Annotated in this window: 10 protein-coding genes; 7 read left to right on the top strand and 3 right to left on the bottom strand. The window is 69.7% G+C overall.

Annotation, left to right across the window (positions count from 1 at the left end):
* Positions 1–22: 22 nt before the first annotated feature.
* From ABT130_RS02080 to ABT130_RS02090, 3 genes are all read left to right on the top strand, one after another.
* Entirely contained in the window at positions 23–2,035 is a 2,013-nt protein-coding gene (locus tag ABT130_RS02080) for a beta-galactosidase (RefSeq protein WP_350952050.1), read from the top strand.
* Positions 2,036–2,108: 73 nt separating this feature from the next.
* Positions 2,109–3,038 (top strand): RNA-guided endonuclease InsQ/TnpB family protein, encoded by a 930-nt coding sequence (locus ABT130_RS02085; RefSeq protein ID WP_350952052.1) that lies wholly within the window; start codon positions 2,109–2,111, stop codon positions 3,036–3,038.
* Positions 2,998–3,228, top strand: a complete 231-nt coding sequence (locus ABT130_RS02090; protein WP_350952054.1) for a glycosyl hydrolase 53 family protein — start codon at positions 2,998–3,000, stop codon at positions 3,226–3,228. Before ABT130_RS02085 ends, ABT130_RS02090 begins: the two co-directional genes overlap by 41 nt.
* 112 nt (positions 3,229–3,340) lie before the next feature.
* Here ABT130_RS02090 and ABT130_RS02095 read toward each other — a convergent pair whose 3' ends face one another.
* Both ABT130_RS02095 and ABT130_RS02100 read right to left on the bottom strand, forming a co-directional pair.
* On the bottom strand, positions 3,341–4,786 hold the full coding sequence (locus tag ABT130_RS02095; RefSeq protein WP_350952056.1) for a pectate lyase family protein: 1,446 nt from the start codon (positions 4,784–4,786) through the stop codon (positions 3,341–3,343).
* A 328-nt stretch (positions 4,787–5,114) separates the two neighbouring features.
* A complete protein-coding gene (locus ABT130_RS02100; RefSeq protein ID WP_350923517.1) occupies positions 5,115–5,978 on the bottom strand; it encodes an NAD(+)/NADH kinase in 864 nt (287 codons plus the stop codon).
* A gap of 162 nt (positions 5,979–6,140) precedes the next feature.
* Here ABT130_RS02100 and ABT130_RS02105 point away from each other — a divergent pair, with 162 nt between their 5' ends.
* The 4 genes from ABT130_RS02105 to ABT130_RS02120 all read left to right on the top strand — a co-directional run bounded on the left by ABT130_RS02105 (position 6,141) and on the right by ABT130_RS02120 (position 11,273).
* Entirely contained in the window at positions 6,141–7,022 is an 882-nt protein-coding gene (locus ABT130_RS02105) for a sulfotransferase family protein (RefSeq protein WP_350952058.1), read from the top strand.
* Entirely contained in the window at positions 7,019–8,200 is a 1,182-nt protein-coding gene (locus tag ABT130_RS02110) for a glycosyltransferase family 4 protein (protein ID WP_350923521.1), read from the top strand. Before ABT130_RS02105 ends, ABT130_RS02110 begins: the two co-directional genes overlap by 4 nt.
* 533 nt (positions 8,201–8,733) lie before the next feature.
* Entirely contained in the window at positions 8,734–10,119 is a 1,386-nt protein-coding gene (locus ABT130_RS02115) for a family 2B encapsulin nanocompartment shell protein (protein WP_350923524.1), read from the top strand.
* 113 nt (positions 10,120–10,232) lie between these two features.
* Complete coding sequence (locus ABT130_RS02120) at positions 10,233–11,273, top strand: family 2 encapsulin nanocompartment cargo protein polyprenyl transferase (RefSeq protein ID WP_350952060.1); 1,041 nt, start codon at positions 10,233–10,235, stop codon at positions 11,271–11,273.
* 240 nt (positions 11,274–11,513) lie between these two features.
* Here ABT130_RS02120 and ABT130_RS02125 read toward each other — a convergent pair whose 3' ends face one another.
* On the bottom strand, positions 11,514–12,254 hold the full coding sequence (locus ABT130_RS02125) for a hypothetical protein (RefSeq protein WP_350952062.1): 741 nt from the start codon (positions 12,252–12,254) through the stop codon (positions 11,514–11,516).
* Positions 12,255–12,495: the final 241 nt, after the last annotated feature.

The following is a 12,495-nucleotide window of genomic DNA, read 5'->3' on the forward strand; positions in this document are numbered from 1 at the left end:
GAGATGAGCCAAGGGGGAGCAGTTGCCTGGATATCCCGTCCTGCCGGAGGGCATCGCGTACGGAGGGGACTACAACCCCGAGCAGTGGCCGGAGGAGGTCTGGCACGAGGACGTCCGGTTGATGCGCGAGGCCGGGGTGAACCTGGTCAGCCTCGGCATCTTCGGCTGGAGCCTGCTGGAGCCGGAAGAAGGGGTCTACGACTTCGGCCGGCTGGATCGGATCATCGACCTGCTCGGCTCCTCGGGCATCAGGGTCGACCTCGCGACACCGACCTCCTCCCCGCCCACCTGGTTTCGGGCCGCCCACCCGGGCAGCCACCTGGTCGACCGCGCGGGCCATGTCATCGCCGGAGGCTCCCGGCACAGCTTCTGCCCCAGCTCCCCGGAGTACGCCGCCGCCTCGGAACGGATCGCCGGCCGGCTCGCCGCCCGCTACGCCGGGCACCGGGCGGTCGTCATGTGGCACGTCCACAACGAGTACGGCTGGGCGAACGCGCGCTGCTACTGCGAGACCTCGGCGGAGGCGTTCCGCGACTGGCTGCGCGAGCGGCACGGGGACGTGGCGGCGCTCAACGCGGCGTGGGGGACCACGTTCTGGGGGCTGACCTACGGCTCGTTCGACGAGGTGGAACCCCCGAGGCTCGCACCGGTCGGCCAGCTGACGGCCCTGCAGCTCGACTACGCGCGCTTCTCCGTCGACGCGCACATCGCCAACTTCCGCCGCGAGCGCGACGCCATCCGACGCTTCAGCGACCTGCCGGTCACCACCAACTTCATGATCCCCAACTGCGAGCCGATGGACTACTGGCGGTGGGCGGGTGAGGTGGACGTCGTCTCCAACGACCACTACCTCGACGCCGGGCGGGCCGAGGGCCACATCGAGCTCGCCATGGCGGCGGACCTCACCCGCTCGGTGGCGGGCGGCCGGCCGTGGATGCTCATGGAGCACTCCACCGGCGCCGTCAACTGGCAGCCGCGCAACCTCGCCAAGCAGCCGGGGGAGATGCGGCGCAACAGCCTCGCCCACGTCGCCAGGGGATCGGACTCGGTGCTCTTCTTCCAGTGGCGTGCCTCCCGCTACGGCGCGGAGAAGTTCCACTCGGCGATGCTGCCGCACGCCGGGACCGACTCCGAGCTCTGGCGCGACGTGGTCGCCCTCGGCGCCGAGCTGCGCGAGCTGGCGCCGGTGCGCGGCTCCCGCATCGAGGCCGAGGTCGCGCTGGTGTGGGACTGGGAGTCGTACTGGGCGCTCGAACTGGAGTGGCGGCCCTCGGTGGACCTGAGGTTCCGCGAGCGGGTGGAGGCGTACTACGAGGCGCTCTGGCGCGAGCACGTCACCGTCGACTTCGTCCACCCCGCGGCCGACCTCTCGGCGTACCGAATGGTCGTCGTGCCGAGCTCCTACCTGCTCACCGAGGCCGCGGGCAAGAACCTGCACCGCCACGTGGAGGCCGGGGGCCACCTGGTCGTCTCCTGCTTCTCCGGGATCGTCGACGAGAACGACACGATCCACCCCGGTGCCTACCCCGGCGTGCTGCGCGACGTGCTCGGCCTGTCGGTGGAGGAGTTCCACCCGCTGCCGGAGAACGGCACGGTCGCCGTCGGCGACGACGGGCTGACCGGCCGGATCTGGTCCGAGCGGGTCCGCCTCGCCGGAGCGCGTACCGTGCGCGCCTTCACCGGCGGACCGGACGCGGGCCACCCCGCGGTGACCCGCCACGAGCTGGGAGCGGGCACCGCCTGGTACGTCGCCACGGCCCTTGACCCCCGCGTGGGCCAGGACACGGACGGAGACCTGCGCGCGATCCTCCGCGCGGTCCTCGACGCCGCGGGTGTGTCCCGCCCGCGCGGCCTGCCCGACACCCTCGAACTCCTGCGGCGGGGCCGCCACCTCTTCCTGGTCAACCACGGCGACGAGCCGGTCACCGTCCCTGGGGTGAGCGGGACCGGGGTTCTCGACGGTGCCGAGCACGCGGGTTCGGCGACGGTACCGGCCGGCGGCGTCACCGTCGTCGAGCTGGCACCGGACGCATGAGCTCCCCCGGTGCCGCGCCGGCCACCTGACCGCGGCACGTCACGGCAATAGCCGGTCCCGGTCCCGGATGGCCGTGGACGTCCCTCAGGCCCAGCACTTGAACATCGTCCGGCTGAACCGGCGGTGGGGGCTGGTGAACCTGCCCAAAGCCGGGCGGGCCAGATTCCGGTGGACCAAGAACCTGCCCGGCGTCACCAAAGGCGGCCCCGCCGGACGCATCACCGGGGCACGGCTGGTCAAAGGCGCCTACGGCTGGCACCTCGTGTTCCGCACCGAGACCCTGGCCGAACCCGCCGCCGCCCACCAGGGCCCGCAGGTCGGCATCGACCGGGGCATCACCGTCGCGCTGGCCCTGTCGGACGGCACCAACCGCGAACACCGCCCCTGGCTCACCTCAGGGGAGAAGAAACACCTGCGCCGCCTGGAGCAGAAAAGCGCCCGTCAACGCCGAACCCGCACCCCAGGCCGGCCGACGTCCAAGCGGCTGGCGCGCACCTATGACCAGATCGCCCGGCTTCGCGCGACAGCCAAGCGCCGAGCCGTCGACTGGCAGCACCAGACCACCACCGAACTCGCCGCCGCCTTCAGCGTGATCAAGGTGGAAAACCTGCTCATCGCGAACATGGTCCGCTCCGCCAAGGGCACCGCCGAAGTCCCAGGCAAGAACGTCAGGCAAAAGGCCGGGCTGAACCGGTCGATCAGTGGGGAGGCCTGGGGCCGGACCGTCACCCTGCTGGAATACAAGACCACAGACCGGGGCGGGCAGGTCGTCAAAGTCCCCGCACCCGGCACCTCACAGACCTGCCACCGGTGCGGCCACCGTGATGCGGCCGGCCGTGCCGGAACCGTGTTCGCCTGTACCAACCCCGACTGCGGATGGGTCGGCCATGCCGACACCAACGCCGCGATCAACATCAACAACGCCGACGGAACAGCGGTGTCAGGACGTGGAGACCTCGGGAATGCCCGGTCTGCGAAGCGTCAACCCCCGCGCGCCGCTTAACCCGACGCGACGGGAGAAACCCCGGCCTCCAGGCCAGGGAGGAGTTCAATGGGAACCGACCTGGACCGCGGTGCGCGGCAACGGCTGGGACCCGGCCGACGCGTCCTCGGGCAACGGGTGGGAGAACCAGGCACTGTTCGACTTCTCCGACAGGGCGCTGCCCGCGCTCACCCAGTTCACCCACCAGTGATACGTACGGCTCCCGCGGGCGATGCCCGCGGGAGCCGTTGGAGGTGTTCCGTCTCAGGCCCTGACGGGCCCGCGCCAGGTCCGGGTCAGGGGCAGACCTGGAGCAGTCCGGATCAGACCGAGATCCGGCCGGCGCCGGCGCCGCCGGTCACGATCGACTTGACGCTAGAGGCGGTGTCGAGCGAGTAGGAGTAGGGGATGGCGGCGACGCTGCCGCCCGCGTCCCCGGCACCGGAGTTGACGAAGTGGTTGTTGCGGGCGACCAGGTTGGCGGCGGGAGAGGAGCCCTCGCCGCGGTGGTAGGGGTCGGGGGTGTTCTCGAAGTAGTTGCCCTCGACCAGGACGCCGGCGTTCTTCGTGGACGCCACGCCGTACCCGCCGCCGCTGCCGACGTTGCCGTAGTAGTTGTTGTAGACGTGCACCGGGTTGCCGAAGCGGACCCGCGGGTGGCGCTGGTTGGTGCCGTCGAACCAGTTGTGGTGATAGGTGACGCGCAGCTTGCCGGTGTCCTCACTGGCGTTGCCGTCGTCATGGCCGAGCAGCATGGTCTTGTCGTGGCTGGAGACCCGGTTCCAGGAGATCGTGACGTAGTCGCTGGCGCGCTTGACGTCCACGGCTCCGTCGTAGCCGTTGCTGAAGGAGTTGTGGTCGATCCAGACCCGGGTGGAGTACTGGACCTGGATGCCGTCGTCGTTCCAGTTGCGGAAGGTCAGGTTGCGGACGATGACGTTGGACGCCTCGGAGATGTTGAAGCCGCAGCCGGAGATGACGGCGCCGGAGTTGCCGAGGATCGTCTTGTTGGAGGTGACCTTGAGCATCCCGGAGCAGGAGATCGTGCCCGACACCCGGATGACCGCCGCGCCGCTCGCCGAGAGCGCGCTGGTCAGCGCGGAGGCGCTGCTGACCGTGGTCGCCGGGGTGTTGCCGCCGCCGGTGGTGCCGCCGCCCTGGGTCGCCCAGCCGACCAGGCCGGTCTGGCCGCTCGGCGGAGGCGTCGTGGGAATGGAGGTGGGGGTGATGGTCGGTGTCGGGTTCGAGCCGCCCGCGGGGACGAGCCGCCACTGCTTGGTCGCCACCGAGTCGCAGGAGTTCTGCTGTACGAGGGCGCCGGAGGAGGTGGAGTTGTCGGCGGTGTTGAGGCACTTGCCGCTGCCTGCGTTGACCACCCGGTAGTTCGACCCCGACTCGGTCAGGTTCCAGGTCTGGGAGGACGCGCCCGAACAGCTCTCCTGCTGGACGGCCTTGCCGGCGGAGGTACTGGCGTCCTTGACGCCCGCGCACTTGCCGCTGTGCGTGGCCTTGAGCTGGGTGCTGCCCCCGGACACGGCCCAGGTCTGCCCGGCGCCGCCGCAGCCGCTCTGGGTGAGCTGGACACCGTCGGACGAGCTGCCGCCCGGAACGGTCAGGCAGAGGCCACTGCCGTCGTTCACCAGTGTGTAGTTTCCCGCGGCGGGAGCGGCGGCCGCGGCGGCGGAGACGCCCGCCACCGTTCCCGACAGGGCCAGGGCCGCGGCGGCGATGACCGCACCGGCTGTTTTCCTGTTGAATCTGTACAGCACAGTTGAGCTCCTTGCTGGTCCGGCAGGCCGGCGCGGCCTGCGTTTCGGAGTCCCCCCAGCGAGCACTCGCCGTTCACATATGCGATCCGCGGACATGTGAGCGAACAACCCACAAGCTAGGTAAGCGCTTTCCCACTGTCAACCCGCCGGTGAAACTTTCATGACTGACGCTGTTGCCGGGCCGCTGGCCGTCACGTTCCGTGACCGGCGGAGGAGGTGACGGCGCCCGGATGCTCCTTGGATCTTCCGCCTATCGCGGTCGGCCGGATCGCGCCTCGGTGTCGTCGCCGGTCACGGCGGCCTCGGGGGCAGGGCCTAGGGGCAGGGCCTAGTCGACCTCGGCGCTCCCGTTGACGCGGAGCTTGCGGCGGGCACGCTCGTAGAAGCTCGTGGTGCCGAGCCGGACCACCCACGCGGCGGCGCGCATCGCGGTGACGGTGAGCTCGTCCCCCGGCGACAGGTGCGCGCCCACAGCGCCGTCCACCTCCAGGGCCAGCCGGCCGCTCGCCGACAGCAGGCCGAGCACGACCCGCTCGTCCGCCGACAGCACGAGGGCCCGGTTGAACGACGAGTGCGCCGCGGCCGGGACCACGAGGAAGGCCTCGACCGTCGGCGACACGATGGGGCCGCCCGCGGAGAAGCTGTAGGCGGTCGACCCGGTGGGGGTCGCGACGATCACCGCGTCGGCCGCGTAACGCACGAAGGGATGCCCCTCCACGGTGATCGACATCGCGGACAGTCCGTGGCCCGGTATCCGCACCAGGGCGATGTCGTTGAACGCGGTCACCGAGGTGCCGTCGGGCAGGGTGGCCCGCACCGCCATCCGGGGTTCGACCGTGTAGGCGTTGTCGTCGATGGCCGACAGCGCGAAGGGCAGCTCTTCGACGTCGATCTCGGCGAGGAACCCCAGCTTGCCGAGGTTGACGCCGAGGATCGGAGTCCGCCGCCCCGAGATGAGCCGCATGGTGCGCAGCATCGTGCCGTCGCCGCCGAGGCTGACGAGCAGGTCGGCGCGGTCGACCAGGGTGGCGCCGTCGACGGACACCGCGCTGCAGTCGATGCGCCCGACCTCGTCGGGCAGCCCGAGCACCGTGACGCTGCGGGCGCGGGCCCACTCCACGATCGTGTCGATGGCCACCTTCGAATCGCGCTGCGGGTGCAGAACCAGCCCCACGGTCTTGACCATCCCCATGGCTCACACTGTACGGCGATTCGCCGTCGGTCCCGCGCGGTGAAACCCCGGCGCGCTGCCACCCGCCCGCGGCCCGGTGCTCGCCGGGGCCCGGGGGAACGGGGGGTGTTCCAAACTGAACACACAGTGAAATGCCAGGAAAGATGGGTAGCCTGCCTGGGCATGAAGTGGCAGCGTAAGGCCAACGACGCCCTTGTCAGGCTTACCGGATTCCAGCTTAACCGGGTAGGAAAAATCGGTTCGTCGGCGGATGCGGGGGCCCCGGCCGCGGAGGAGCCGTTCGGTCCGCCCGCCGATCCGAAAGTCGACCGGCTGCTGGTGGCGCCGGTCTTCGTCCTCTCGCCGGTGAGGTCCGGCTCCACGCTTCTGCGGGCGATGCTCAACGCCCACTCCATGCTGCACGCCCCGCACGAGCCGCACGTGCGGAGGCTGAGGGTGGAGTTCGGCACCTCGCTGGCGGAGCGGGCGATGAAGGCGCTCGGCCACAACCGGGCCGACCTGGAACACCTGCTGTGGGATCGGGTGCTCCACCGCGAGCTGGTCAGGAGCGGCAAGACGTTCTTCGTGGACAAGACACCGGCCAATGCCTTCGCCTACCGGCGCGTCGCCGCGTGCTGGCCGGACGCCAGATTCGTCTTCCTGCTGCGCCACCCGGCGTCCATCGCCAGGTCGTGGTACGAGGCGGGGGCGGGCAGGCGGACGCCGGAGGAGGCGGCACTCGACGCCCTGCGTTACATGAAGGCGGTGCAGCGGGCGCGGGGGGCACTCAGCGGGTGCACCGTGCGTTACGAGGACCTGACCGCCGCCCCCGAGGCCGAGGCGCGCCGCGTCTGCGACTTTCTGGGAGTTCCCTGGGAGCCGGAGATGCTGGCCTACGGCGAGCAGACCGTGCTGGAGAAGGGGCTCGGCGACTGGAAGGACAAGATCCGGTCGGGGCGGGTGCAGCCCGGACGCGACCTGCCGGGGCCGGAGGAGATACCCGACTCGCTCCGGCCGATGTGCGAGAGCTGGGGATATCTGCCGCCCGTCACGGAGCCCACATGACGGCGCCGGAGACCACGAGGATCCGCTACCTGCTGCTGCACGCGTACGGCATGGGCGGGACGATCCGCACGGTGATCAACCAGGCGAACGCGATGGCCGCGGCCGGCCATGAGGTCGAGATCGTCAGCGTGGTACGGCGGAAGGAGAGACCCCAGTTCGAGATCGACCCGCGCATCCGTCTCCTGACGCTGTCGGACCAGCGTGAGGGCAGGCCCGTCGATTCCATGGGGCGGCGGGTGTGGCGGTGGATCCGAGGCAGGATCGTGCCCGCCGGCGAGTTCGCGGCCTCCTACTTCACCGAACGCGTGGAGCGGGCCGTCATCGACTACGTCTCCGCGCTCACCGGCGGCGTCCTGGTGACCACCCGCCCCGCCCTGAACCTCATCTCGGCCCGCCGTGCTCCAGCGAGCGTCGTCAAGGTCGGGCAGGAGCACATGAACCTGGCCACCCACTCCGAGGCGGTCCGCTCGGAGATCGGCCGCCATTACGGCAAGCTGGACGCGGTGGTCGTGCTCACCGAGACCGACAGGAGGGAGTACCAGGCGCTCCTGCCCGCCACGCGCGTCGAGCGCGTCCCCAACGCGGTCTCCTCCGTGCGCCGGACACCCTCCAGGAAAGACGACAGGCTCGTGGTCGCGGCCGGGCGGCTGGTCGGGCAGAAGGGCTTCGACCTGCTGATTCCCGCGTTCCGGCAGGTTGTGGACCGTCACCCGGACTGGCGGCTGCGCATCTACGGCACCGGCAAGAAGAAGGGGCAGTTGCGCGCGCTCCTGAAGGAGCACCGGCTGGGGGACAACGTCACCCTGATGGGACGGACCGATCGTCTCGACGAGGAACTGGCCAGGGCCTCCTTCTACGTCCTCAGCTCGCGGTTCGAGGGGTTGCCGATGGTGATGATCGAGGCGATGACCCACGGGCTGCCCGTGGTGGCCTTCGACTGCCCGACCGGCCCGGCCGACGTGCTCACCCCCGAGGTCGACGGGCTGCTCGTCCCTCCCCGCGACATCGACGCGTTGGCGGCGGCGATGGTCCGGCTCATCGAGGACGGGGAACTGCGGCGGCGGATGGGAGCGGCCGCGGCCGTCGCCGCGCACGACTACACCCCCGAAGCGGTCATGCCGCGCTGGGAGAAACTGTTCGCCGAACTGCTGGACCGAGGACCGAAACAGTCAGGCTGACCTGATCCGCTGGCTTCCCTCGCTTCTCGTGAGTTTAGCGAAAAATCCATTCTTTAGTGCCTGTCGGCGCCCTGCTGCGAGGGTGCCTGCGGGATGAAGGTGACCTCCGTGCCGCGGGCCCTGCCAATCGTGGGTGCTTCCTGGCGTTTTCCCTGTTCTGTTGGTGAATGACGGGTGCGTGGCTGAGATGAGAAATATCAGCCGGCCTGGCAGGTGGGGGGAATCGAGCGGATCCGCGGCCTGCCGGGACTCCGGTGCGGGCCTGGGTAGCGCCGAGAATAAGACATTCAATATTTTTCGGGCATTTGACGATGGAGTCTTTGTTTATTGTTGGCTCGATCGTATTCAATGCTTGACAATATATTTAAGGGCAACCCAAAATTGAGGCGTCCATGATGGCGGGTCGAATTCGGATCCGCGCATCGGGAGGTCAGCATTTTGCCGTTTCTGTCGCGGTTGACTGACGTTTCCTCCTGGTTGATTCATGTCTTCGCTTCCCCTGTTGGTACGAGCACGGATCGGTGGTGTGTGTTGTGACGGAGTTCGAGGCTGGCCGGTCGCAGCTGAGTCTGAGTACGGACGCCGCGCGTAACCTGGCGACGACGACCAAGTCGACTCCCCAGATGCAGGAGATCACCTCGCGGTGGCTGCTGCGGATGCTTCCCTGGACGCAGGTGTCGGGCGGCACCTACCGCGTCAACCGGAGGCTGACCTACACGATCGGCGACGGGCGGGTGAGCTTCACCAACGCCGGATCGCAGGTGGCGGTCATCCCCGCCGAGCTGTGCGAGCTGCCCCTGCTGCGCGGGTTCGACGACTCCGACACCCTCGACGCGCTGGCGGGCCGGTTCGTCCAGCGGGAGTTCCGGGCCGGTGACGTGCTCGCGGAGTCGGGGCAGCCGGCCGACGAGGTGGTGCTCATCGCGCACGGCAAGGTCAACAAGGTCGGCACCGGGCCGTACGGCGACGAGATCGTGCTGACGGTGCTGGCCGCGGGTGACCACTTCGGCGACGAGACGCTGGTCGGCACGGACGGCGAGTGGTCGTTCACCGCGAGGGCGGTCACCAGCGGCACGGCGATGGTCCTGCCCCGGCACGCGTTCCTGGAGCTGGCCGAGCGTTCCGAGGAGCTCCAGGCCCATCTGCGGCGGCGGGAGACCGCCACCAGCGGGCCGCAGAACAAGTACGGCGAGGCCGCCGTCGAGGTGGCCGCCGGGCATGCGGGAGAGGCCGACCTGCCGGGCACGTTCGTCGACTACGAGCTCAGCCCGCGCGAGTACCAGCTGAGCGTCGCGCAGACGGTCCTGCGGGTGCACAGCCGGGTGGCCGACCTCTACAACGACCCGATGGACCAGGTCGAGCAGCAGCTCCGGCTGACGATCGAGGTGCTGCGCGAGCGGCAGGAGCACGAGCTGATCAACAACCGCGAGTTCGGGCTGCTGCACAACGCCGACCTCAAGCAGCGGATTCACACCCGCAGCGGGCCGCCCACCCCCGACGACCTCGACGAGCTGCTCAGCCGCCGCCGGAGCACGAGCTTCTTCCTGGCACACCCGCACGCCATCGCCGCCTTCGGCCGCGAGTGCAACGCGCGCGGGCTCTACCCGCAGGGCGTCGACGTCGGCGGTAGCGGGGTGCCCGCCTGGCGTGGCGTCCCCATCTTCTCCTGCAGCAAGATCCCCATCACCGGCACCCGCACCACGTCGATCCTGGCCCTGCGCGTCGGCGAGGACAACCAGGGCGTCATCGGCCTGCACCAGACCGGCATCCCCGACGAGTACCAGCCCAGCCTGTCGGTCCGGTTCATGGGCATCAGCGAGAAGGCGATCATCTCCTACCTGGTCAGCGCCTACTACTCCGCGGCCGTCCTGGTGCCCGACGCGCTCGGCATCCTGGAAGACGTCGAGATCGGCCACTGAGGCCGGAGTCTCCGGTCCTGACGGACGCGTTTCCCGCGGGCCTGCCCGGGCCCGGCACCTCGGCCGTTCTGGCCGCATCGCTTCTTGGAACGGCCGAGTTAGGAAGAGCAAGGATGACGACCACTGAGATGAGGACAGGCGGGCGGTCCGCGGACGAGGTGCTGACCTGGAGCCGGAACATGGTCGAGGCGACCCTGCGTCCGGCGATCGACAAGCTGTCGGCCCCGATGAGGCGCATCGCCGGTTATCACTTCGGCTGGTGGGACGAGCAGGGCCGGCCGTCCGCGACCGGTGGGGGCAAGGCGCTCCGTCCCGCGCTGGCCCTGCTGTCGGCCGAGGCCGTCGGGGGTGCCGCGGCCCTGGCGCTTCGACCGGCGGCGGCGGTCGAGCTGGTGCACGACTTCTCCCTGCTGCACGACGACGTGATGGACGGTGACCGGACCCGCCGCCACCGTCCCACGGCCTGGGCCGTCTTCGGTGTCAGCCCGGCCATCCTGGCCGGTGACGCGCTGCTGACGCTGGCCTTCGACGTGCTCGCGACCGGCGGGCACGCGATCACCGCCGAGGCGACCCGGGTCTTCGGCACCGCGGTTCAGGAACTGCTTGAGGGCCAGAGCGCGGACGTCGCCTTCGAGGAACGTCACGACGTCGGGCCGGCCGAGTGCCTGGGCATGGCGGCCGGCAAGACCGGTGCCCTGCTGGGGTGCGCCTGCGGGCTCGGCGCCCTGTTCGGGGGTGGCGGCCCAGAGCAGGTCGAGCACCTCACCGCCTTCGGCAGGGACCTGGGGCTGGCGTTCCAGCTCGTCGACGACCTGCTGGGCATCTGGGGAGATCCCGAGGTGACAGGCAAGCCGGCCCACTCGGATCTGCGTAGCCGGAAGAAGTCCATCCCGGTCGTCGCCGCCCTGACCTCGGGCACCCCTGCCGGACATGAGCTGGCCGGTCTCTACCACCGGGAGCGGCCGCTCTCCGGCACCGACCTGGTCCGCGCGGCCGAGCTCGTCGAGACCGCGGGTGGGCGGGCCTGGACCCAGCTGGAGGCCGATGAGCTGCTCGCGCGGGCACTGCGTCACCTGGGGTCCGCGGGCGCGCTGCCCCGGCCCGCCGCCGAGCTGGCCGAACTCGCCCGTCTCGTCACCCGCCGCGACCGCTGATCGGAGCCGTCACGTGACCGTGCCGGAGCCGTGCCACGGTTCCGGCACGGTCGTGGCCGCCGGTCGGCGCCGCTACCGGGCGGCTTCCCTCCGGTCGTCGTGCCCGCTCACCTGCTCAGGAGGTGGGGGGATCAACCGGTGACACCACTCACAGGCCACGGGCCGGGCCGGCACCGTCAGGAGACGACGGCGGAGGCCCGGGTCGCCCCGGGCCTCCGCGTCGACTGCCGTCAGCTGGGACTACCGGCGGTAGTAGTGGCTGTACACGCGTACCCGGTCGGACCGGCTCCTGCTCTCGGAGAGGTCGTCGGTCCCGTCGAAGATCGCGCGGTACTCACCGCTCTTGGTGGCGCGGGCCTTGGCGCGGAACGTGCCCTTCCAGCCGGTGTCGGCGGAGGTCACGAACTTCCAGGCGCTGGAGCCGCGCTTGCGGAAGTAGATCTCCACCTCCTCGCCCCGAACGTCCTTCCAGCGGTGGTCGTTGACCTGGAGGCGGCCGGTGAAGTAGACCCAGCGCCCCTTGCGGACGGACTCGGGACTGGCGGAGAACCGGTAGACGCGGGTCTCGGCCTTCTCCTTCTTCTCGTGCTTGACGGAGAAGTTGACCTCGTCGGTGACCTTCTTGCCGTCCTTGTCGTACGCGTCGGCGATGGCGACCCAGCGGCCCTCGAAGTCGGAGGCGTCGAAGCTGGTCGTGAAACGCCACAGGTCGCCCTGGTGGAAGATCCGGGGCTCGCGCGTGTCCTGGGTGCGCAGCTGGTCGGAGACCGGCTTGAGGCGCAGTTCGACGCGCTCGGCCTCGGTGGTGCGGACCTCGATGGTGACCCTCGTGTCGTCGTCACCCTGCACGACGACCGGATTGGGGTTGACGCTGTCGATGCGCACACTGAGGGCGGCTCGCTCCGCGGAGGCCGTTCCGGCGGACATGAGCAGCGAGCCGCTCACGGCTGCGGACAGCAGGCCGATGGCGATTCGTTTCATCAAGATTATTTCCTTTTCTCCCCGTTGGCGTAGGCGGTCGGGAGTGACCGTCTCCTCCCCATAAGACGGCTCAGAAGTAAGTGATGTTGCCCAAAGTCCCAAAAAAAGTAGCTTTAAGTCTCCGTAAGGTAATGTTTCTCGGCGGGAATGGGCAGGTCAATGGCCGGTCGCCGCCATCAGAAAAGTTTTTTCCACAAAAAGAGATATGTCCGATTTGCCGGGAATAAGGGCTGGGGTGGCG

The sequence above is a fragment of the Streptosporangium sp. NPDC001681 genome (genome assembly GCF_040298085.1).
Classification (GTDB): Bacteria; Actinomycetota; Actinomycetes; order Streptosporangiales; family Streptosporangiaceae; genus Streptosporangium.

Coding starts and splice junctions, on each gene's coding strand:
- ABT130_RS02110 (WP_350923521.1), top strand. CDS start 7,019: ATGACGGCGCCGGAGACCACGAGGATCCGCTACCTGCTGCTGCACGCG.
- ABT130_RS02125 (WP_350952062.1), bottom strand. CDS start 12,254: ATGAAACGAATCGCCATCGGCCTGCTGTCCGCAGCCGTGAGCGGCTCG.
- ABT130_RS02090 (WP_350952054.1), top strand. CDS start 2,998: ATGCCCGGTCTGCGAAGCGTCAACCCCCGCGCGCCGCTTAACCCGACG.
- ABT130_RS02120 (WP_350952060.1), top strand. CDS start 10,233: ATGACGACCACTGAGATGAGGACAGGCGGGCGGTCCGCGGACGAGGTG.
- ABT130_RS02105 (WP_350952058.1), top strand. CDS start 6,141: ATGAAGTGGCAGCGTAAGGCCAACGACGCCCTTGTCAGGCTTACCGGA.
- ABT130_RS02100 (WP_350923517.1), bottom strand. CDS start 5,978: ATGGGGATGGTCAAGACCGTGGGGCTGGTTCTGCACCCGCAGCGCGAT.